Consider the following 20,813-nt stretch of genomic DNA (forward strand, 5'->3'; position numbering starts at 1 on the left):
GCAGCAGGCGGATCGCGACGGCGGTCCCCGCGGCGAGGGCGAGCGCCGAGAGAACGGCGAGAGGGCGTGGGAGCATTCCGGGCTCCCTCCTGCGCCGAGGCATGGGCCACCCCATGTGGTCGATCGACTACGTACGGCACTAGCGGGGTGAACGCTAGCAAGCGCGAACGGTGTGGCGCGGGCCTTTTCCGGTTCGCGTCCGTTGTGTGCGGATAATGTGGTCATGAAGCTGCGGATCTTCACCGAGCCCCAGCAGGGCGCCACCTATGACGACCTGCTCTCCGTGGCCCAGGCCACCGAACGGCTGGGCTTCGACGCGTTCTTCCGGTCCGACCACTACCAGCGCATCACCCCCGGCGACCCGGGCCCGGGCTCGACCGACGCGTGGATCACACTTGCCGGCCTGGCCAGGGAGACGTCCAGGATCCGGCTGGGGACATTGGTGTCGCCGGCCACGTTCCGGCTGCCCGGCCCGCTGGCGATCAGCGTGGCGCAGGTTGACCAGATGAGCGGCGGACGCGTTGAGCTGGGGTTCGGCACCGGCTGGTACGACAGTGAGCACTCGGCGTACGGCATCCCGTTCCCGCCCACGGGCGAGCGGTTCGGCCGGTTCGAGGAGCAGCTCGAGATCGTCACGGGTTTGTGGACCGCGGAGAAGGGCTACTCCTTCGAAGGCCGCTACTACCGGTTGGCCGACTCCCCCGCGCTGCCCAAGCCGGTCCAGCGGCCGCGGCCGCCGTTGATCATCGGTGGCTTCGGGGTCAAGCGCACGCCGCGGCTGGCGGCGACGTACGCCGATGAGTACAACGTGCCGTTCCACAGCCCGGCCGACACCGGAGAGGCGTTCGCGCGGGTGCGGGCGGCCTGCGAGGTGACCGGGCGGTCCGTACTGATGTCGGTGGCGCAGACCACGGTGGTCGGGGCGGACCGGGCGGAGGTCGAGCGGCGCGCGGCGGCCATCGGGGAGAACGCCGACACGCTGCGCGAGAGCGGACTGGCGGGCACCCCGGCCGAGGTGCTGGAGAAGATCGGGAAGTACGCCGAGCTGGGGGCCGAGCGGTTCTACCTGCAGATCATCGACCTCCACGACCTGGAGCACCTGGAGCTGATCGCCGCCGAGGTGCTCCCGCACGTGTAAGCCGCCGTCCATCGGCTATCCATCCATGTCGGCGTACATCCGGTAATCGGATGGCGGCGCCTCGCACGCCTGCGGCAGACTTGGGGCGTGCTGCTGACGATCACGAACACCGCGAGACCCGCCACCGACCTGGGCTTTCTCCTGCACAAGCATCCCGGCAGGGTGCAGGAGTTCGGCCAGTCGTTCGGCACGGCCACGGTGTTCTATCCGGAGGCCGGCGACGAGCGCTGCACGGTGGCGCTCATGCTCGAGGTCGACCCGATCGCCCTGGTCAGGTCACGTGGCAAGGGCTCGCCCGACTTCAGCCTGTCGCAGTACGTCAACGACCGCCCCTACGCGGCCTCGTCCCTGCTGGCCGTGGCGCTGGCCGACGTGTTCCGCACGGCGCGGGCGGGCCGCTGCACGGCCCGGCCCGAGCTGCCCGGCACGCCGCTGCCGCTGGAGCTGCGCCTGCCCGCGCTGCCCTGCCGGGGCGGGCCCGAGCTGGCGCGGCAACTGTTCGAGCCGCTCGGCTGGGAGGTGGACGCGCGCCCGTTGCCGCTGGACGAGGGCATCCCCGAGTGGGGTGAGTCGCGATATGTCGGGCTCACCCTGCGTGGCACCACCCGCCTGTCCGAGGCACTCAACCACCTGTACGTCCTGCTGCCGGTGCTCGACGACGGCAAGCACTACTGGATCGCCCCCGACGAGGTCGACAAGCTGATCAGGGCGGGCGCGGGCTGGCTCGGCGGCCATCCGGAGCGCGGCCTGATCACCCGGCGCTACCTGGGGCGGCGCTGGGCGCTGGCCCGCACCGCGCTGGCCAGGCTGGCGGAGCTGGGCGACGAGACCGAGGAGGAGCTGGAGCCCGCGGTCGAGGAGGAGGCGCCCGCCGAGGTGACCGCCGCCGACGAGGCCCCCGCCGCGGAGGCCGAGGCCCAGGGCGACACCCCGGAGGCCGCGCCCGGCCAGGAGCCCGAGCCCGGCTCGGCGGACGGGCAGAGCGCGCAGGCCGGGCACGGCGCAGAGGCCGGACAGAACGCAGCGGCCGGGCACGGCGCAGAGGCCGGGCGCGGCTCGGGGGCGAAGGCGGGGTCGCTCAGTGTCAGGCGGCGGGAGGCGGTGCTGGCGAAGCTGGCGGAGCTGGGCGCGGCCAGCGTGATCGACCTCGGCTGCGGCCGGGGCGAGCTGGTCGGCGCGCTGCTGGCCAGGCCCCGCTTCACCAGGGTCGGCGGCATGGACGTCTCGCCGATGGCCCTCACCATCGCCGCCCGCAAGCTGCGCCTCGACCGGATGCCCGACGCCGTGCGGGCCAGGCTCACGTTGTTCCAGGGCGCGCTGACGTACGCCGACAGGCGGCTGTCCGGCTACGACGCCGCCATCCTCATGGAGGTGGTCGAGCACGTCGACCCACCCCGCCTGGCCGCGCTCGAACACGTCGTGTTCGGCCGCGCCCAGCCCCGCCACGTGCTCGTCACCACCCCCAACATCGAGCACAACGTCCGCTACGAGTTCCTGACCGGGCTGCGCCACCCCGACCACCGCTTCGAGTGGACCCGCGCCGAGTTCGCCGCCTGGGCCACCCGCGTGGCCGGCCGGTACGGCTACCAGGTCGCCTTCGAGCCGGTCGGCGACGACGACCCCGAGGTCGGCCCGCCCACGCAGATGGGAGTCTTCACCCGTGATCAGCGTTCCTGAGCTGTCGCTCGTGGTGCTCGTCGGCGTGTCCGGCAGCGGCAAGTCCACGTTCGCCGGCAAGCACTTCAAGCCCACCCAGGTCATCTCCTCCGACTTCTGCCGCGGCGTGGTCTCCGACGACGAGAACGACCAGTCCGCCACCCCGGCCGCCTTCGACCTGCTGCACCACATCGTCGGCGTACGCCTGGCCAGGGGCCTGTTCACCGTCGTCGACGCCACCAACGTCCAGTACGCCGCCCGCCGCGGCCTCCTCGACCTGGCGAAGCGGCACGACGTGCTGGCCGACGCGATCGTCCTCGACGTGCCGGAGGAGGTGGCGATCGAGCGCAACTCCGTCCGGCCCGACCGCGACTTCGGGCCCGGCGTGGTGATCCGGCAGCGCAAGGACCTGCGCCGCTCGCTGGGCAAGATCTCGGGCGACGGGTTCAGGCGGGTGCACGTGCTGCGCGGCCTGGAGGAGATCGACGCCGCCGAGATCGCCTACGAGCGGGCGTGGTCCGACAAGACCGAGCTGACCGGCCCGTTCGACATCATCGGCGACGTGCACGGCTGCCGCTCCGAGCTGGAGACGCTGCTGGGCGAGCTGGGCTGGCGAGGGCTGCGCCACCCGGAGGGCCGCACCGCGGTGTTCGTCGGCGACCTGGTCGACCGCGGCCCCGACACGCCCGGCGTGCTGCGCCTGGTCATGGACATGGTCGAGGCGGGCACCGCGGTCTGCGTGGCCGGCAACCACGAGCAGAAGCTGGTCCGCGCGCTCAACGGCCGCAAGGTCAAGGTGGCGCACGGCCTGCGGGAGTCGCTCGACCAGCTCGCCGCGCAGCCGCCCGAGTTCGTGGAGCGGGCCACGGCGTTCATGACCGGCCTGCTCAGCCACTACCGCCTCGACGGCGGCAGGCTGGTCGTCGCGCACGCGGGACTCAAGGAGGCTTACCACGGCCGTTCCTCCGGCCGGGTACGCGCGTTCGCCCTGTACGGCGACACGACGGGCGAGACCGACGAGTACGGCCTGCCGGTCCGCTACCCATGGGCCGACGAATACCGCGGCCGGGCCATGGTCGTCTACGGCCACACCCCGACCGTGCGGCCCGAATGGGTCAACAACACGATCTGCCTCGACACCGGCGCCGTGTTCGGCGGTCACCTGACCGCGCTGCGCTACCCGGAGCGGCAGATCGTCCAGGTACCGGCGGAGAAGGTCTGGTACGAACCGGCCAAGCCGCTGTCCGCCGGAGCCGGCCGCGATCCTGGCATGCTCGACATCACCGACGTGATCGGCACCCGGCACGTCGAGACCAGGTTCGGCAGCCGGGTCAAGGTCGTCGACCAGAACGCCGCCGCCGCGCTGGAGGTCATGAGCCGGTTCGCGGTCGACCCGCGCTGGCTGGTGTACCTGCCGCCGACCATGGCCCCGCCGGAGACCTCCACGCTCGACGGCCATCTGGAGCACCCGCACGAGGCGTTCGAGGAGTTCGCCGCGGCCGGGGTGCGCGAGGTCGTGTGCGAGGAGAAGCACATGGGCTCGCGGGCCGTGGCCGTGCTGTGCCGGACCCCGGAGGTGGCCGCGGCCAGGTTCGGGGTGGCCGACGGCAGCGCGGGCGCGCTCTACACGCGCACCGGGCGGCCGTTCTTCGCCGACACCACGGCGCTCGTCGACCGGCTGCGCGAGGCCTGCGAGCCGCTCTGGGCCGAGCTGGGCTCCGACTGGGTGGTGCTCGACTGCGAGCTGCTGCCCTGGTCGGCGAAGGCCGGCGAGCTGATCAGGTCGCAGTACGCCTCCGTCGGGGCGGCCGCCCGCGCCGCGCTGCCCGAGGCGGTCTCGGCCCTGGAGGCGGCGGCCGGGCGCGGCCTGGACGTGGCCGCCCTGCTCGACCGCACCCGCCGCCGCGCCGGCAACGCCGTCCTCTTCCGCGACGCGTACGCGCGTTACTGCTGGCCGGTCCACGGGCTCGACGGCATCCGGGTGGCGCCGTTCCAGATCCTGGCCTGCGAGGGGCGGGCCACGGCGCTGGAGCCGCACGCCTGGCACCTGGAGATGCTGGCCCGGCTCGACTCGCCGCTGATCACGCCGACCCGGCACCGCTTCGTCACGCTCGACTCCCCCGGGTCCAGGGCCGAGGCGACGGCCTGGTGGGAGTCGATGACGGCCGATGGGGGCGAGGGCATGGTGGTCAAGCCCGCCGCGTACACGCCGGGCCGGGTGCAGCCGGGGGTCAAGGTGCGCGGGCGCGAATACCTGCGCATCATCTACGGCCCCGACTACACCGAGTCGCTCGACGTGCTGCGCCGGCGCTTCCTCGGCAAGAAGCGCTCGCTGGCGCTGCGGGAATACGTTCTCGGCCTGGAGGCGCTGTCGCGGCTGGCGGACGGCGAGGCGGCCTGGCGGGTGCACGAGCCGGTCTTCGCCGTGCTGGCGCTGGAGTCGGAGCCGGTCGACCCTCGCCTCTGACCGGCTCTGCGGGCCTTCTAGCTGGGCATACGTGAGTGATCTTTGGGTAGTTCCCGATCATAGGGGGAAGGACCTGAATGGCCACTCAATACACCCGGCATGAGCCGCTGGGTCACGTGGTGTTCATCACGGCGGCCGCCGCGGTCGGCGGGTTCCTGTTCGGGTACGACAGCTCGGTCATCAACGGCGCCGTGGTCGGGATCCAGCGGTACTTCCAGGTGGGGTCCTTCGAGACCGGGTTCGTGGTGGCGATCGCGCTGCTGGGCTCCGCCGTGGGCGCGTGGGCGGGCGGCGGGCTGGCCGACCGGTGGGGGCGTACGCGGTCGATGCAGGTGGCGGCGCTGCTGTTCGCGGTCAGCTCGATCGGGCAGATGGTGCCGTTCGCGATCTGGGACCTGGGGCTGTGGCGGGTGGTCGCGGGCTTCGCGATCGGGATGGCGTCGGTGCTCGGGCCCGCGTACATCGCCGAGGTGTCCCCGCCCGCCTACCGGGGGCGGCTGGGGTCGTTCCAGCAGCTCGCGATCGTGCTCGGGATCGCGGTCTCGCAGCTCGTCAACTACGTGTTCGCGCGGCTGGCCGGCGGTGACGTCAACAACCCCCTGTGGGGGTTGCAGGCGTGGCAGTGGATGCTGGGCGCGTGCGTCGTACCGGCCGGGGTGTTCCTGTTCTTCGCCCTGAGCATCCCCGAGTCACCGCGCTACCTGATCATGTCGGGGCGGACGCGGCGGGCCCGCGAGGTGCTGGCCGAGATCGAGGCCGACGACGTCGATCTCGACGACCGCATCGCGGAGATCCAGCGCGTGCTGCGCACCGAGCGCGTACCGGGGCTGAAGGACCTGCGCGGGCCGGCGCTGGGGCTGCTGCCGATCGTGTGGATCGGCATCCTGCTCTCAGTCTTCCAGCAGCTCGTGGGCATCAACGTGATCTTCTACTACTCGTCCGTGTTGTGGCAGTCGGTCGGCATCAACCAGAGCGACTCCCTGCTGATCAGCTTCTCCAGCTCGATCATCAACATCGTCGGCACGTTCATCGCGATCTCGCTGGTGGACCGGATCGGGCGCCGGCCGCTGCTCCTGGTCGGCTCGGCCGGGATGGCGATCTCGCTGGCCACGGCGGCGTGGGCGTTCAGCTTCGCCGTGGGCGAGGGCAGGGAGGTCTCCCTGCCCGACCCGCAGGGTGCGATCGCGCTCGTCGCGGCCAACGCGTTCGTGCTGTTCTTCGCGCTGTCGTGGGGGGTGGTGGTCTGGGTGCTGCTCGGCGAGATGTTCCCCAACCGCCTCCGCGCCGCCGCCCTGGGCGTCTCGGCGGGTGCCCAGTGGCTGGCCAACTGGGCGGTCACCGTGTCCTTCCCGGCCATGGCGGAGTGGAACCTGCCGATCACGTACGCCGTCTACACCATGTTCGCGCTCCTGTCGTTCCTCTTCGTGGCCACGCGGGTCAAGGAGACCAAGGGGCGCAAACTCGAAGACATGGGCTAGTCTCCGGCACGTGCTCGACGACGTCCTCGGTCCCTCGCTCGACGTGCTGTTCTGCGGCATCAACCCCGGCCTCATGTCCGAGGCCACCGGCCACCACTTCGCCCGGCCTGGCAACCGGTTCTGGCCGGCGCTGCACCTGTCCGGGTTCACGCCCCGCCTGCTGGCGCCGGCCGAGCAGCACCTGCTGCCCTCGTACGGGCTGGGCATCACCAACATCGTGCCCAGGGCCAGCGCCAAGGCCGCGGAGCTGACCCGGGAGGAGCTGGCGGCGGGCGGTGCCGCGCTGGCGGAGAGGGTGGCCGGGGTCGCTCCGCGGGTACTGGCGGTGCTGGGCGTCTCGGCGTACCGGACGGCCTTCGCCCGGCCCAAGGCCCGCATCGGGCCGCAGGCCGAGCCCGTCGGCGGGGCCCGGGTGTGGGTGCTGCCCAACCCCAGCGGCCTGAACGCCCACTGGACCCTGCCCACCATCGCCGCCGAACTCGGCCGCCTGCGCGCCTCCCTCGACGGGCACCGGCGGTGAACCCCGTCCCAGGCCGAGGCCCGATCAACGGCCGGTGTGGGTCGGCCCCAGCGATCTGACCAGGTCGAGCAGCTCGGCGCGGTGCAGCGCGGCGGGGTTGCCCGCGACGGGACTGATGTGGCCGTCGATCTCCAGTGCCACCAGGCCGTGCATCCGGCCCCAGACGCGCAGCGCCATGGCCGCCGCGGCGGGCGGCACGTCGGGAAGCTCTGCCTGGATCTTGGCGGCGTAGTCGGGGTGCAGGTCGGACCAGGAGGGGTCCTCGGGCTGCCGGTGGCGGGCCGGTGACCACACGGCGGCCACCAGACGGGTCAGGCCGTGGCACACCCGGCGGGCCGCCTGGTCGACCGGGCCGTCCTCGGGGGGTTGGTAGCCGGGGACGGGGTGGCCGTAGAAGAGCCGGAAGCTCTCCGGGTGAGCCAGCGCCCACTCCCGCAGGGCCAGCCCCCAGGCGATCAGCCGGCCGCCGGGGTCGGTGCCGGGCACGGCGGCGCAGGCGCTCTCCACCGCCTCGGAGATCGAGGCGCCGATCTCGCTGATCAGCGTCGTGACCAGGTCGTCCCGGGTGGGGAAGTAGCTGTAGATCGCGCGGGCGGTCATCCCCATCTCTCGGGCGATGCCGCGCAGGGAGATCGCCCCCGGCCCGCCGTCGGCCATCTGCCGCAGCGCGATGGCCTTGATCTCACGGGTCGCCTCCGCCCGCAGGCGCTCCCTGCGGCTGGCCGTCGCCACGACGCGTTCGCCCTCGTTCTCGCTCACGTTGACCTAGGTTACAGCAGTACATTAGGTTTCGGCGTGACAAAAGTACACACCGTGTCCTAAGGAGACAGCCGTGCCCGCTTACGTCATCGTCGGGGTCGACGTGCTCGACCACGAGACCGCTCTTGCCTACGCCGCCCCGGCCCAGCAGTCCATCCTCAGCCACGGCGGGCGTTACCTCGTGGCAGGCCCCACGTCCGACGCGGTCGAGGGCGCCTGGGACTTCTCCCGGCTGCTCATCATCGAGTTCCCCGACCTGGACCGGGCCAGGGAGTGGTACGACTCCCCCGAGTACCGCCGGGCCCGCGAGATACGGAAGGACGCGGCCCGGGTGCGCATGCTCTTCGCCGAGGGCACGCCGCCCGAGGGCTTCACCCTTCCCTCCTAGACCGTGAACTCCCCCGCCGCCGAAGTTCGCAGGATCAGGCCCCGACAGGGCCCAGCGCACGCTCCGGAGTGTCCAGCCAGATCCGCCGGCCGTCCCGCGCGACGGTCATGCCGAACCGCTCCGCGCCCGGCTCACCCCACGACACCCACTGGGCGTAGGCGTCGGTGATCTCATCCCACACGCGACGACCGCCGAGCTGGTACGCGAGATGGTCACCGTCCGGGTCGTGAACTGCCGCCGCCCAGTGGGCCGGGTCGGCGGGGTCGACGACGTAGAGCACGAAGCGGTCACCCTCGTCGCTCTCGCGGACGTGCAGGCCGGTGAGAGCCGACATGGCCAGCCCCGCCCCCGCCGGCGCGTGCGCGATCGTACGCGGATCCACCGGGGTCGTGGACCACCGGCCGCTGCCGTCGTCCTCTGAGACAGCGGACCCGTCCTGCGAGCGCATCATCATGTACGACGTGCGGCCCGGGAACCGGCCGACGGCGACCCCGTCCGGCAGGACCACGAGCCGCACGGACAGGTCGACGTCGAAGCCCGGCGAGAACGGCGCCACGATCACGCCCCCCGGCCGGGTCTGCTCGACCCACGCGTACGGCACCGTGTGGACGGCGCAGGTGACGTGCACCCGGTCGTACGGCGCTTCCCCGGCCCATCCGTCCGCCCCGTCGCCGACGATCAGGCGCGGCTGCACGCCGGACGAGGCCAGCGACTTCCCCGCCTGCTCGGCAACCGCCCGATCGACCTCGATCGACGTCACCAGGGCCGCGTCACCGACCAGGTGGGACAGCAGCGCGGCGGTCCAGCCCGTCCCCGTGCCGATCTCCAGCACCCGGTCACCCGGCTCAGGACCGAGCAGGGTGAGCAGGTCGACGACGGTTCCCGGGGCGGAGCTGGAGGAGGTGTAGCGCCCGTCCACCTCGTGGATGTCAGTCGCGCCCTGGTCTAGCTGCGTCACGATGGCGTCGGGTCCGTACACGGTGGCCCACCAGGTGTCCGGGTCGGCGTCCTGGTCGATGAGCCGTGGGCCGCTCTCGGTGAGAGCGACCCCGGCGAGGGGCACGAACCGATGCCGGGGCACGGCCCGCAGCGCCTGCTCGATGGCTCCGCTGACCGGGCGACGCTCGCCGACGACGTCGATCAGGCCATCGATGCGCGCGTTCAGGCCGAGGATCACTTACCGTCCTTCCTGTCCCCGTCACCACCGCCGCGCTTGCCCCCGCCGCCGTCTCCGTCGCCCTGGCTCTTCTTCTGCTCTGGGGGAGCGAACGGCTTCAGGCGGGGCTCCTCGCCCTTGTGCTTACCGCCCATGCCGGCCTCCGTCTCGACGAGTTGCTTGCTGTGACCATATGGCTACGGTCTGAGGCGAGCAAGGAATGGCACCGGCTCCAGCCTTCGCCGACAGGCGACTGTCTCTCCCTGGGCTCGCGCCACGCATGCGTCATGACATCGAGAATCCCAGAGACACCATGAGACAGCCCGAAACAGGCTGTTGGCCCGCTGCCGGTCAGGACCACGTCTCACTCCTTGACCAGCAGTGCCACGCACTCCACGTGGTGGGTCATCGGGAAGGCGTCGAAGGCGCGCAGGTCGAAGAGCGGGTAGCCGCGTTCCGCCAGCCAGGCCAGGTCGCGGGCGAGCGTGGCCGGGTCGCAGGAGACCGAAAACGGCCACCGTGATCGAGACAGGCTTCACGTTCCCACCATGGCGGGTATCGATGTCCGAAGGCTAGGTCGGACGAAAGAGGGCCGGGCCACCCGTGGGTGACCCGGCCCCGTTCGTCGCTCTCGACCGGATTCGAACCGGCGTTTCAGCCAGCAGGGAGCCAGGCCCTACTGCGGCCGCGTCCTGGGCCACTAGACGACGAGAGCGCCCCGCCGCTGAACCGCTCAAGCGGGTGCCACAGCGTCCTGCAGCAGAGGCGGGCGTTGCGAGGTTCTCGGCGTACCTGCACCAGGACTCGAACCTGGGAAACCTCCGCATTATGAGTGCGGCGCTCTCACCAACTGAGCTATGCAGGCGTGCGTCTCGACTATCCCAGAGGGAAGAGGTGACTTCCACCTCTTTTCGCCGAGAGGCTGTTGGACACCTGACGTGCCTTGCGTTCGTGAGCGCCGTCTCCTTCGGCTTCTGGTTCTGTCGCAGCATCAGCCCCATCACCGCGGCGAGGGCGGCGATGATGACGCCCTCGCCATCGACTGCGCCCCGTCACCCCTCGGTTGGGGGTGACGGGGCGCGGTCATGATCGTGCGTCACAGGTGCGTCATGATCTTGAGAATCCTCGAGACGCCCTGATACAACATGAGACTCATTCCGTTATCCCACTGCCGGTCAGAGCCACGTCTCACTCCTTGACCAGCAGTGCCACGCACTCCACGTGGTGGGTCATCGGGAAGGCGTCGAAGGCGCGCAGGTCGGAGAGCGGGTAGCCGCGTTCCGCCAGCCAGGCCAGGTCGCGGGCGAGCGTGGCCGGGTCGCAGGAGACGTACACGATGCGCGGGGCCTCCAGCGACGCGATCCGCTCCACCACCTCGCGCCCCAGCCCGGCGCGCGGCGGGTCCACCACCACGATGTCGGCCCGCTCGATCTGGAAGCGGTCGAGCGCCTCCTCCACCCGGCCCCGCTCCACCCGGGCCTGCGGCAGGTCGCGCAGGTTGGCCCGCGCGTCGCGGACGGCCGCCGCCTCCGACTCCAGCCCGAACACCGCCCCCTCCGGCCCCACCGCCTCGGCCAGCCCGGCGGCGAACAGCCCGACCCCGCAGTAGAGGTCGAGCGCCCACTCCCCCGGCTCCGGCGCCGCATAGGCGAGCACCGCGTCGAGCAGCGTCTCGGCGGCCCCCGGGTGCACCTGCCAGAAGCCGCTGCCCGCCACCCGGAACTCCCGGTCGCCCACCTGCTCGTGCAGCACGCCCGAGCCGCGCCGCGGCACCGTACGGCCCTTGCCCTGGTCGAGCAGGATCGAGGCGGGCGCGTCCAGTTCGGGCACGGTGACGCTGCGCCGCGGCCGGGGCGAGACCACCACGGCCCGGTCGCCTTCGGAGGAGGCGATGACCTCGACCCCGGCGGCCCCCTCCCACCGGTGGCCCTCCGCGCCGACCGCCTCCACCTCGGGGTGGGCGATCAGGCAGGCGTCCACGACCTCGACGTCGTGCGAACGGTGCCGGCGAAAGCCCAGCTCACCGGAGGGCAGGGCGGCGAACTGCACCCGCGTACGCCAGCCGAGCCCGTCTTTGGCCCCCGTCACCTCCTCCACGACGACCTCGCGCTCGATGCCCGCGAGCCGGCTCAACTGCTCGGCCACGACCTGGGCCTTGAGCCGCCGCTGCGCGTCCAGGGTGGCGTGCTGCCAGTCGCAGCCGCCGCAGCGCCCCGGCCCGGCGTAGGGGCAGGGCGGGACGACCCGGTCGGGAGAGGGCTCCAGGATCTCCACGGCGTCGGCCCGCAGGAAACGGGACGTCTCCTCGGTGACCTCGGCGATCACCCGCTCGCCCGGCAGCGCATGCCGGACGAACACCACCCGCCCTTCGTGGCGCGCCACACACCAGCCGCCGTGGGCGACCGGACCGACCGTTAGCTCGAGAGATGCCTGTTTCACGTTCGACACCTTAGTGCCCATATCTGGACGACCACGCATTCGACTTGACCCACTACTCTAAGTGTCCATGGAGAGGGTGGTGCGCCGGCGGCTCGGCTTCGGCGGCACGCTGCTGGCCACGCTGTTCGCCTGCGCCTCGCTGACGCCGTCGCTGCTGCCCCGCCCATGGCTCTACCAGGGCGTGATGGGCGCGGTCACCGGCATACTCGGCTATGCGGCGGGCGCCTCGCTCGGGGCGCTGGGGCGGGCGCTGATCCCCTACCGGCCGCCGGAGCGCGGGCGGCGCATCGCCTGGCGGGTCATGCTCGCCGGTTGCGCCGTGCTGGCGGTCGTGACGCTGTGGTACAGCTTCGACTGGCAGCGCGACCTGCGGGCGCTCATGGGGATGGACACGCGGATCACCTGGTTCCCGCCGGTGATCCTGGCCGTGACGCTCGTGCTGTTCGGCCTGGCCCTGCTGACGGCCAGGCTCGTACGCCTCGGGGGCCGCAGGCTCAACGCCTGGCTCGACCACTACGTCCCCACCTACCTGGGCCACGCCGTCGGCGCGCTGGTCATCGGGCTGCTGGTGGCGGTGTTCGCCAACGACGTGCTGTTCAACGGGTTCGTGGCCCGGGTGAGCGACGTCTCCTCGGTCGCCAACCAGGGCACCCATCCTGGCGTGAGCCGGCCCACCTCGGCGTACGTGTCGGGCGGGCCGGGCTCGCTGGTGACCTGGGAGTCGCTGGGCAGGGAGGGGCGCCGCTTCACCGGCACCGCCGCGACGCCGGCCCGGCTGTCGGCGTTCTCGGGACGGCCGGCGGCCCAGCCGATCCGGGTGTACATCGGGCTCAACGGCACCTCCTCCCCGCGGGCCCAGGCGGCGCTGGCGGTACGCGAGCTGGAGCGCACCGGCGCGTTCGGCCGGCCCGTGCTGGCCGTGCTGGGCACCACGGGCACCGGCTGGGTCGACCCGCACATCGCCGACCCGCTGGAGTACATGTACAACGGGCGCTCCGCCATGGTCGCGCTGCAGTACTCGTACCTGCCGAGCTGGGTGTCGTTCATGGTCGACCGGGACAAGGCGGCGGCGTCGGGGCGGGCGCTGTTCGAGGCCGTGCGCGAGCGGTGGTCCCGGCTGCCCGCCGGGTCGCGGCCGCGGCTGCTGCTGTCGGGCGAGAGCCTCGGGTCGTACGAGCTGGAGGAGGCTTTCCACGGCCTGTCCGACCTGGTGGCCAGGGCCGACGGGGCGGTGTTCGTGGGCCCGCCCAACGCCAACCGGATCTGGCAGCAGCTCACCAACGGCCGCCGGCGCGGCAGCCCTGTATGGCGGCCCGTCTACCGCTCGGGCCGGACGGCCCGGTTCGCGCAGGACCCCGGCGACCTCGGCCGGCCGCCTGCGCCGTGGCCGCACCCCCGCGTGGTCTACCTGCAGAACTCCACCGACCCGGTGGTGTGGTGGTCACCGAGGCTGCTCTACCACCGGCCGGCGTGGCTGGAGGGCGCGCGGGGGCCCGGCGTGAACCCGCAGATGAACTGGTTCCCGCTGGTGACGTTCTGGCAGGTGCTGGTGGACATGACGGCCGCGCTCGACGTCCCGCCCGGACACGGTCACCGCTACGGCGCCAACATCGTGGACGGCTGGGCCGCGGTCGCCGCCCCGCCCGGCTGGAGCGGGCACGAGACGTGGCGGCTGCGGGCCCTGATCAACTGGTCGTGATCTGGCCGTCTTCCTCGTCCTTGACCGTCTGGTGCCACGGCCGGCGCACAGAGCCCGGCGCGAACGGCTCCGGCCTGCCCATGAGCCGGTCGGAGGAGTGGAGCTGCCAGGGCACGCTGGTCACCATGACGCCCGGCTTGAACAGCAGCCGCGCCTTGAGCCGCAGCGCGCTCTGGTTGTGCAGCAGGTGCTCCCACCAGCGGCCGACCACGTACTCGGGGATGAAGACGGTCACCACGTCGCGCGGCGAGCGCCTGCGCAGCGTCTTGACGTAGTCGAGGACGGGCTGCGTGATCTCGCGGTAGGGGGAGTCGAGCATCTTCAGCGGCACCGGGATGCGCAGGCGCTCCCACTCCTCCTGCAGCTTGGTGGCCTCCTCGCCCTCGACGCCGACGGTGACGGCCTCCAGCGTGGACGGGCGGGTGGCGCGGGCGTACGCGAGGGCGCGCATGGTCGGCTTGTGGATCTTCGAGACGAGTACGATCGCGTGGTTGCGCGCGGGCAGCATGGCCGGCTCGTAGTCCTCGGTGATCTCCAGCTCGGCCGCCACCTTGTCGTAGTGCCGCCTGATGCCCTTCATCATGAGGAACAGGATCGGCATCGCGATCACCACGATCCACGCCCCGACCAGGAACTTCGTCAGCAGTACGACGATCAGCACGAGCCCCGTCATGACCCCGCCGAAGAAGTTGATCACGCGGGAGCGGTGCATCTGGTGGCGGATCCTGAGGTCGGTCTCCGTCTTCAGGTGGCGGGTCCAGTGGATGACCATGCCCGTCTGGCTGAGCGTGAACGAGACGAAGACGCCGACGATGTACAGGTTCAGCAGGCGGCTGACGTCGGCGTTGAACCCCCACAGCAGCAGGCAGGCGCCCAGCGCCAGGATGATGATGCCGTTGGAGAAGGCCAGCCGGTCGCCCCGGGTGTGGAGCTGGCGCGGCAGGTAACGGTCCTGCGCCAGGATCGAGCCGAGCACCGGGAAGCCGTTGAACGCCGTGTTGGCCGCCAGGAAGAGGATGAGCGCGGTCACCGCCGAGATGACCACGAACGGCAGCGACCCGCCCCCGAAGACCGCGTCGGCCACCTGCGAGATGATCGGCTGCTGGTAGTAGCCGGGGCCGACGGGTGTGCCGTCCGGCTTGAGCAGGTCGTGGGCGACGACCGAGGGCTCGGCCATCTTCACCCCGGAGGCCAGGCCGAGCCCGATGATGCCGCTGAACATCGTGACCGCGACCAGGCCCATCAGCAGCAGCGTGGTGGCGGCGTTCTTGCTCTTGGGCTTCCTGAACGCGGGCACGCCGTTGCTGATCGCCTCGACACCGGTCAGGGCCGCGCAGCCGGACGAGAACGCGCGCAGCACCAGGAAGGCGGCGGCGAAGGCGGTGAGGTTGGTCTGCTCGGGCTCGATCGTGAACTGGGCGCTCGGCGCGGCGATCTCCTCACCCAGCACCAGCAGCCGGAACCCGCCCCAGGCGACCAGGCCGAGTACGGCGATCATGAACGCGTACGTGGGGATGGCGAAGGCGGCGCCGGACTCGCGGATGCCGCGCAGGTTGACCACGGTGAGCAGGATGACGATGGCGATGGCGACGGCGGGCTTGTGCTGGCCCACGAACGGGATCGTCGCGCCGACGTAGTCGACGCCGTTGGCGACGGACACCGCGACGGTCAGCACGTAGTCGACCATGAGGGCGCTGGCCACGGTGAGCCCGGCGTTCTTGCCGAGGTTGGTGGTGGCGACCTCGTAGTCGCCGCCGCCGCTGGGATAGGCGTGCACGTTCTGCCGGTACGACGCCACGACCGTGAGCATCACGACCACGACGGCGGCGGCCACCCAGGGGCTGTAGGAGAAGAAGGAGACGCCCGCGAGGGACAGGATGACGAGAATCTCCTGCGGCGCGTACGCGACGGAGGAGAGTGCGTCGCTCGCGAAAACCGGCAGTGCGATCCGTTTGGGGAGTAGTTGCTCGTGAAGCTGCCCGCTGCGCAGGGCGCGCCCCACGAGCAAGCGTTTGACAAGATCCGTTACCTTCGCCACGTAACGAGATGCTAGTCCTCGATGGTGGGCCTCAACGAGGCGCTCCCCGATCGGGCCATACTGGTGTCGAGCACACCGACCGACCGCGAAGCTGCGGGGGGAAATGCATATAGTGATCATGGGCTGTGGGCGGGTCGGGTCGACCCTCGCGCACATCCTCGAAGACAGCGGCCATTCCGTCGCCATCATCGACCGCGACCCGCAGGCCTTCCGGCGGCTGCGCGCCGGGTTCCGTGGGCGTCGGGTGACCGGCATCGGCTTCGACCGCGACGTGCTCACCGAGGCCGGCGTCGAGTCGGCCACCGCCTTCGTGGCGGTCTCCAGCGGCGACAACTCCAACATCATCTCCGCGCGGGTGGCGCGCGAGACGTTCGGCGTCGACAACGTGGTGGCCCGCATCTACGACCCCCGCCGCGCCGAGGTCTACCAGCGGCTGGGCATCCCCACGGTGGCGACCGTACGCTGGACCGCCGACCAGATCATGCGCCGCATCCTCCCCGAGGGCGCCGAGCCGCTCTGGCGCGACCCCACGGGCACCGTCATCCTGGCCGAGGTCACCGTCCACCAGTCCTGGATCGGCACCCGCGTCACCCACCTCGAAGCGCGGGCCAAGGCGCGCGCCGCCTTCATCAACCGGATGGGCGAGGCGGTGACCATCGGCGACGACACCGTGGTCCAGGAAGGCGACGTGCTGCACGTCATCGCCGCGGAGAACGACATGGACCGGATCAACAAGGTGCTCGCCGCGGCACCGGAAGAGGACGAGTGATGCGCGTCGCCATCGCCGGAGCGGGCGCCGTGGGCCGCTCCATCGCTTCCGAGCTCCTGGAGAACGGCCACGAGGTCCTGCTCATCGACGTGGACCCCCGGGCCATCAAGATCGACAGCGTGCCCCGCGCCGAGTGGCTGCTGGCCGACGCGTGCGAGATCGCCTCCCTCGACGAGGCCGGTCTCAACAACTGCCACGTCGTCGTCGCCTCCTCCGGCGACGACAAGGTCAACCTGGTGGTCTCGCTGCTGGCCAAGACCGAGTACGGCGTGCCCCGCGTGGTGGCCCGCATCAACCACCCCAACAACGAGTGGCTGTTCAACGAGTCGTGGGGGGTCGACGTCGCCGTGTCCACGCCCCGGCTGCTGAGCGCGCTGGTGGAGGAGGCGGTCAGCGTCGGCGACCTCGTCCGGCTCATGACGTTCCGGCAGGGGCAGGCGAACCTGGTGGAGCTCACGCTGGCCGACGACGCGCCGGTGGTGGGGCAGCGGGCGGGGTCCGTACCGTGGCCGGTGGACTCGGCGCTGGTGGCGATCCTGCGCGAGGGCCGGGTCCTGGTGCCCACGGCCGACGATCCACTGGAGGCGGGGGACGAGCTGCTCTTCGTGGCCAGCCAGGAGGTCGAGCAGGAGCTGGCCCACCTACTCTCCCAGCACTGAGCCCGGCCTTGACCTGAGGACGCGCCAGGGCCGGCGGGGCGCTCTGCGGCAGGCTGAGGGGGCGTCGAGGGCTGAGGGCGCGCCGGGCTCTCGGCGCCGCGGGCTCCCTGCGCCGCGGGCTCTCGGTGCTGCGGGCTCTCGGTGCTGCGGGGGATGCGCCCGCCTCGCACCCGGCCACCGGGGCGGCGCGGGCGCCGGGCCCGCGCCGGGGCCCGGCGCCCCAGGGCCGAGACGAGATCCGTTGGCCCGGTACGACCTCACCGCATGCGGCGCTCGTACCACTCGTCGTGGTGCTCCTCGTGCTCCTCGTCCTTGCAGTCGTCGGAGCCGCCGAACCAGATCACCAGCGGCGCGCGCAGCTTGACGAAGCCCGCGGCCTCCTTCTCGCACCCGATGTGCGGCCCTCTGAAGTCGTCGTCGTCGGCGATCGCGGGCGCCGAGGCGAGGAGCAGGGCGGCGGCGGTCATGGTGACGGCGGCGATGACACTTCTGTACATGGTGGTCCCCCGATAGGGTGTGAAGCGATCTTCCGCCAGGCTTCGTACCCGCACGCGTGGATCAAGTGGTTAAGCGTTCGGCCCGTAGATCTTTACCTCAGCCGCGCGACCGGCCCGCCGACCGCGCCCGCCGACCGCGCGCGCCCTACCAGCGGGACCCGACCATGCAGCCGGCCCCACGCCGACTTCGGCCCCGACTGGCCATGACCACCACGCCCACCGAACTCAGACGGACGCCACCGGCCGCCCGATCGGATCTCGGGCGGACGCCGGCGGCGGTTCGATCGAAGGCTCAGGCGGACGCCACCGGCGGTTTGAGCGGGGTGCGACCGCGGCCCAGCACCCACAGCATCGCCCCGAGCGCCGCCACCTGGAGCGGCCAGCCCATCACGATCTTGGCGAACCCGAGCGCCGCCACCGCCTGGTCGCCGCCGAACAGGTAGACGGGCCCCTGCACGGCCACCCTGACCGCACAGGGCAGCATGAGCAGCCAGGTCAGCCGGGTGCACAGCTTCACGATGCCCGGATCCTTGTGCCAGGCGGTCGGATCGCCCGTGACCGAGCCGATCAGGAAGCCGACGACCGGCCACCGGGTGACGATCGAGATGAGCATCCCCACCATGTAGCCGGCGTTCCACAGGATGCCGGGCAGGAAGTAGTCTTTCGCGTCGCCTGTACGGCTGGCGAAGAAGGCGCCGATCGCGATGCCGATCAGGCTGTTGATCACGAATTGCGGCGTGGACCGCTGGACGATCCGTACGAGCAGGAGCAGCACCGCCAGCGAGATGCTGATGATGAGCGACAGCTTCAGATCCTCGGTGAAGATCCACGACAGCGTGAACGCCACCGTCGGGACCGCCGCCTCGATGATGCCGCGGACACCGCCGAACGCCTTGGCGAGCTGTGCCCGCACCGCCGCCTCGACGGTGTCGTGGGCGACCTCTTCGGCCTCAGCACTCACCTGATCAACTCCCTGGGCGCAGCTCGTAACGCGGATTGAACATCACCTTGCGCCCGTCCTGCATGCTGACGAGGCCCTCGGCCTTGACGGTGCGGCCGGGCTCGATGCCGGCGATCTTGCGGCGGCCGAGCCAGACCAGGTCGATCACGTCGGACCCGTCGTAGAGCTCGGCCTCCAGAGCGGGGGCACCGCCCCTCGGACGCAGTGTCACCGTACGTAGCGTACCCGCCACGCAGAAGCGGCGGCGACCGCCACACGAGACGATCGGGGTCGCACCGACCTCATCGGCGTCTTCCCGTAGCTCCTGGGCCTCGATCTCGGACTGGGTGGAGGCCAGCCGACTGAAGAACCCGCGCAATCCCCCGCGTTTGGGGGGCTCTGCCGTACTCATGATGCATCAGCCTATGTGATGTAAGCCCTCAGCGAATCTCGCTGATTTCAGGTCCTCGTTTGAACGGGTTGAAGCCGGGCCCCTCGGGCGTCTCCGCGCTGCTCTGCTCGTTGGGCCGGCGCAGCGGGATCGCCTCCTCACGTGCCATCGGCTCGTCGCCGCGCACGACGACGACGTCCTTGATGAAGTCGATGTACGGCTCGGCCGTGGCATCGTCGACCGCCGCCTTGCCCGAGATCACCGCGAGCAGGAACCAGCGCGGGCCGTCGATGCCCACGTAGCGGGCCGGTCGGCTGTCGCCGTCGACCCTCATCTCGCCGCTCAGCTCGGTGCCGAACGGCCCGTCCTGCTGGTGCAGGTGATCGGCCTGGGCGAGGATCTTGGTCTTGACCTCGTCCCACAGCCCCGAACTGCGCGGGGCCGCCAGGGCCTGGAGCTGCAGCGAGCTCTCGTCGTACAGGACGACCACGCCGACGTGCTGGTCTCCTACCGAGGCCAGCCGTACGTCGAAGTCCGGGTTGTGTGGCAGTCGCAGACCGCCGAGGTCGATCCGGTCGGCCTCGGGGTGGGGCTCGTCGGCGTCCCACGGGCCGGAATCGCGCGTGGGTGCGGCGGCCTCCCGCTCGGCCAACTGATCCGGCTGCTCACGACGACGACGTCGGAACACGTTCCTCACTCTCCCTGCTCGTCGGGCCGTGGTCCGGCCCGTTGTTCGTCGGGCCCCTGTCGGGCCCCTTGCCGCTCACCGGTCAGCGCCCGGTCGATCCGAACCCGTTGGCGCCGCGTACGGACCCGGGCAGCCGTTCGACCTCGTAGAACCCCGCGCGCTCCACCCGCTGCACGACGAGCTGGGCCACGCGGTCGCCCCGCCGAAGCCGGAACGGCTCCTTCACATCGGTGTTGATCAGCGTCACCCTGATCTCCCCCCGGTAACCGGCGTCCACCGTGCCGGGGGCGTTGACCAGCGTGACACCGTGCCTGGCCGCCAGCCCGGAACGCGGATGCACGAACGCCGCGTAGCCGTCGGGCAGGGCGATCGCCACCCCGGTGCCGACGACCGCCCGGTCGCCGGGCATCAGCTCGACGTCCTCGACCGCGTAGAGGTCGGCTCCCGCGTCGCCCGCGTGGGCGTACGACGGGAGCGGCAGCTCGGCGTCGAGCCGCTGGATCAGGACCTCCACGGTCGCGGCCTGCTGCTGCGGCCCGCCGCGACCGGCGGAGCCGGCACCTGCGTTGCTCAAGGATTCACCTCGTAGTCGTGGTGTTCGGCGGCGATGGTGGCGACATCGCCGTGCTTGGCGAAGTGTTCCATGTTCACCTCGACGAACAGCGCTGCCGCGCGGACGGCGACCGGTCCGTCAGGGGCACCGATTCGCCCCTCAGCCTCAAGGTACGCCTTTCTGCCCATGATGCCGTTGCACCAGGCACGCAGGTGGAGTGTCGTGCCCACGGGAACGGGAAGCAGGTAGTCGGTCTCCAGGCGCCCCGTCACATAGGGCTTACGGAAGAGGTAGACGGACATTCCGATGACCTCGTCCATCGCGGCGGCCAGCACCCCGCCGTGCGCCAGCCGAGGCGCGCCCTGATGCGCCTCCCCGACCGTGAACTCCGCCTCGACGGTGGCGCCGTCGGGGGTCGCGGCCTTGAGATGCAGCCCGGTCGGATGCCCGGCGCCGCACCCGAAGCACTGGCTGTAGTGAGAGTCCAGAGCAGTGCCCGGAGCTGGAGTCCCAGGTTGGGTCACGGGCGGGACCGCCCCTGGTGGTGGGGTGGTGAGGGAGGAACGCGTCACGGGTGA

Annotated in this window: 20 protein-coding genes, 2 tRNA genes and 1 pseudogene; 9 read left to right on the plus strand and 14 right to left on the minus strand. The window is 71.4% G+C overall.

The annotated features are described in order from the left end of the window. Positions 1-223 precede the first annotated feature (223 nt). The 5 genes from ABD844_RS09715 to mug all read left to right on the plus strand — a co-directional run bounded on the left by ABD844_RS09715 (position 224) and on the right by mug (position 7,259). On the plus strand, positions 224-1,138 hold the full coding sequence (locus tag ABD844_RS09715) for an LLM class F420-dependent oxidoreductase (RefSeq protein ID WP_344875170.1): 915 nt from the start codon (positions 224-226) through the stop codon (positions 1,136-1,138). 87 nt (positions 1,139-1,225) lie between these two features. Then, positions 1,226-2,815 (plus strand): 3' terminal RNA ribose 2'-O-methyltransferase Hen1, encoded by a 1,590-nt coding sequence (locus ABD844_RS09720; RefSeq protein ID WP_344875172.1) that lies wholly within the window; start codon positions 1,226-1,228, stop codon positions 2,813-2,815. After that, positions 2,799-5,261 carry a polynucleotide kinase-phosphatase gene (locus tag ABD844_RS09725; protein ID WP_344875174.1) on the plus strand — a complete coding sequence of 821 codons (2,463 nt, stop codon included), beginning with the start codon at positions 2,799-2,801 and terminating at the stop codon, positions 5,259-5,261. The genes ABD844_RS09720 and ABD844_RS09725 overlap by 17 nt, the downstream gene beginning before the upstream one ends. Before the next feature lie 77 nt (positions 5,262-5,338). Beyond that, entirely contained in the window at positions 5,339-6,739 is a 1,401-nt protein-coding gene (locus ABD844_RS09730) for a sugar porter family MFS transporter (RefSeq protein WP_344875176.1), read from the plus strand. Positions 6,740-6,749: 10 nt separating this feature from the next. Next, the gene (gene mug, locus ABD844_RS09735; RefSeq protein WP_344875178.1) at positions 6,750-7,259 is read left to right on the plus strand and encodes a G/U mismatch-specific DNA glycosylase; all 510 of its coding nucleotides are present in this window, start codon (positions 6,750-6,752) and stop codon (positions 7,257-7,259) included. A 24-nt stretch (positions 7,260-7,283) separates the two neighbouring features. Here the strand turns inward: mug and ABD844_RS09740 are convergent, their stop codons facing one another. Continuing rightward, complete coding sequence (locus ABD844_RS09740; protein WP_344875180.1) at positions 7,284-8,018, minus strand: TetR/AcrR family transcriptional regulator; 735 nt, start codon at positions 8,016-8,018, stop codon at positions 7,284-7,286. A gap of 73 nt (positions 8,019-8,091) precedes the next feature. On the opposite strand from ABD844_RS09740, the gene ABD844_RS09745 reads away from it, so the two are divergent. Continuing rightward, positions 8,092-8,406 carry a DUF1330 domain-containing protein gene (locus ABD844_RS09745; protein WP_344875182.1) on the plus strand — a complete coding sequence of 105 codons (315 nt, stop codon included), beginning with the start codon at positions 8,092-8,094 and terminating at the stop codon, positions 8,404-8,406. Between the two features lie 34 nt (positions 8,407-8,440). Here the strand turns inward: ABD844_RS09745 and ABD844_RS09750 are convergent, their stop codons facing one another. From ABD844_RS09750 to ABD844_RS09775, 6 genes and pseudogenes are all read right to left on the minus strand, one after another. Next, on the minus strand, positions 8,441-9,583 hold the full coding sequence (locus tag ABD844_RS09750) for a methyltransferase domain-containing protein (protein WP_344875184.1): 1,143 nt from the start codon (positions 9,581-9,583) through the stop codon (positions 8,441-8,443). After that, positions 9,580-9,717: a hypothetical protein gene (locus ABD844_RS09755; protein ID WP_344875186.1), complete on the minus strand. Its 138-nt coding sequence runs from the start codon at positions 9,715-9,717 to the stop codon at positions 9,580-9,582. Before ABD844_RS09755 ends, ABD844_RS09750 begins: the two co-directional genes overlap by 4 nt. A gap of 209 nt (positions 9,718-9,926) precedes the next feature. Continuing rightward, positions 9,927-10,073: pseudogene (locus ABD844_RS09760) on the minus strand (class I SAM-dependent RNA methyltransferase); the annotation flags it as partial. A 115-nt stretch (positions 10,074-10,188) separates the two neighbouring features. Continuing rightward, positions 10,189-10,277: transfer RNA gene (locus ABD844_RS09765), tRNA-Leu, on the minus strand. A 74-nt stretch (positions 10,278-10,351) separates the two neighbouring features. After that, positions 10,352-10,427: transfer RNA gene (locus ABD844_RS09770), tRNA-Met, on the minus strand. A gap of 323 nt (positions 10,428-10,750) precedes the next feature. Then, a complete protein-coding gene (locus tag ABD844_RS09775) occupies positions 10,751-12,001 on the minus strand; it encodes a class I SAM-dependent RNA methyltransferase (RefSeq protein ID WP_344875188.1) in 1,251 nt (416 codons plus the stop codon). Between the two features lie 67 nt (positions 12,002-12,068). Between ABD844_RS09775 and ABD844_RS09780 the strand changes: the two genes are divergently transcribed. Beyond that, positions 12,069-13,700, plus strand: a complete 1,632-nt coding sequence (locus tag ABD844_RS09780) for an alpha/beta hydrolase (protein WP_344875190.1) — start codon at positions 12,069-12,071, stop codon at positions 13,698-13,700. On the opposite strand, the gene ABD844_RS09785 is transcribed toward ABD844_RS09780, so the two are convergent. After that, entirely contained in the window at positions 13,687-15,738 is a 2,052-nt protein-coding gene (locus tag ABD844_RS09785) for an APC family permease (protein WP_344875192.1), read from the minus strand. The genes ABD844_RS09780 and ABD844_RS09785 overlap by 14 nt on opposite strands. Positions 15,739-15,841: 103 nt before the next feature. Here ABD844_RS09785 and ABD844_RS09790 point away from each other — a divergent pair, with 103 nt between their 5' ends. Together ABD844_RS09790 and ABD844_RS09795 are read left to right on the plus strand one after the other, a co-directional pair. After that, positions 15,842-16,507: a potassium channel family protein gene (locus ABD844_RS09790; protein WP_344875194.1), complete on the plus strand. Its 666-nt coding sequence runs from the start codon at positions 15,842-15,844 to the stop codon at positions 16,505-16,507. Further along, a complete protein-coding gene (locus ABD844_RS09795; RefSeq protein WP_344875196.1) occupies positions 16,507-17,166 on the plus strand; it encodes a potassium channel family protein in 660 nt (219 codons plus the stop codon). Before ABD844_RS09790 ends, ABD844_RS09795 begins: the two co-directional genes overlap by 1 nt. 257 nt (positions 17,167-17,423) lie before the next feature. Here ABD844_RS09795 and ABD844_RS09800 read toward each other — a convergent pair whose 3' ends face one another. The 6 genes from ABD844_RS09800 to ABD844_RS09825 form a co-directional block, all read right to left on the minus strand. Next, entirely contained in the window at positions 17,424-17,663 is a 240-nt protein-coding gene (locus ABD844_RS09800) for a hypothetical protein (RefSeq protein WP_344875198.1), read from the minus strand. A 292-nt stretch (positions 17,664-17,955) separates the two neighbouring features. After that, complete coding sequence (locus ABD844_RS09805; protein WP_344875200.1) at positions 17,956-18,624, minus strand: DUF3159 domain-containing protein; 669 nt, start codon at positions 18,622-18,624, stop codon at positions 17,956-17,958. Between the two features lie 4 nt (positions 18,625-18,628). Then, a complete protein-coding gene (locus ABD844_RS09810) occupies positions 18,629-19,015 on the minus strand; it encodes an OB-fold nucleic acid binding domain-containing protein (RefSeq protein ID WP_344875202.1) in 387 nt (128 codons plus the stop codon). 28 nt (positions 19,016-19,043) lie between these two features. Continuing rightward, entirely contained in the window at positions 19,044-19,682 is a 639-nt protein-coding gene (locus ABD844_RS09815; protein ID WP_344875203.1) for a DUF3710 domain-containing protein, read from the minus strand. 82 nt (positions 19,683-19,764) lie between these two features. Then, positions 19,765-20,256 carry a dUTP diphosphatase gene (dut, locus tag ABD844_RS09820; RefSeq protein WP_344875205.1) on the minus strand — a complete coding sequence of 164 codons (492 nt, stop codon included), beginning with the start codon at positions 20,254-20,256 and terminating at the stop codon, positions 19,765-19,767. Continuing rightward, positions 20,253-20,807: a PaaI family thioesterase gene (locus tag ABD844_RS09825; protein ID WP_344875207.1), complete on the minus strand. Its 555-nt coding sequence runs from the start codon at positions 20,805-20,807 to the stop codon at positions 20,253-20,255. Before ABD844_RS09825 ends, dut begins: the two co-directional genes overlap by 4 nt. Positions 20,808-20,813 lie beyond the last annotated feature (6 nt).

The organism is Nonomuraea antimicrobica, from assembly GCF_039536965.1.
Classification (GTDB): Bacteria; Actinomycetota; Actinomycetes; order Streptosporangiales; family Streptosporangiaceae; genus Nonomuraea; species Nonomuraea antimicrobica.

Coding starts and splice junctions, on each gene's coding strand:
- ABD844_RS09715 (WP_344875170.1), top strand. CDS start 224: ATGAAGCTGCGGATCTTCACCGAGCCCCAGCAGGGCGCCACCTATGAC.
- ABD844_RS09730 (WP_344875176.1), top strand. CDS start 5,339: ATGGCCACTCAATACACCCGGCATGAGCCGCTGGGTCACGTGGTGTTC.
- ABD844_RS09755 (WP_344875186.1), bottom strand. CDS start 9,717: ATGGGCGGTAAGCACAAGGGCGAGGAGCCCCGCCTGAAGCCGTTCGCT.
- ABD844_RS09780 (WP_344875190.1), top strand. CDS start 12,069: ATGGAGAGGGTGGTGCGCCGGCGGCTCGGCTTCGGCGGCACGCTGCTG.
- ABD844_RS09790 (WP_344875194.1), top strand. CDS start 15,842: ATGCATATAGTGATCATGGGCTGTGGGCGGGTCGGGTCGACCCTCGCG.
- ABD844_RS09795 (WP_344875196.1), top strand. CDS start 16,507: ATGCGCGTCGCCATCGCCGGAGCGGGCGCCGTGGGCCGCTCCATCGCT.
- ABD844_RS09800 (WP_344875198.1), bottom strand. CDS start 17,663: ATGTACAGAAGTGTCATCGCCGCCGTCACCATGACCGCCGCCGCCCTG.
- ABD844_RS09810 (WP_344875202.1), bottom strand. CDS start 19,015: ATGAGTACGGCAGAGCCCCCCAAACGCGGGGGATTGCGCGGGTTCTTC.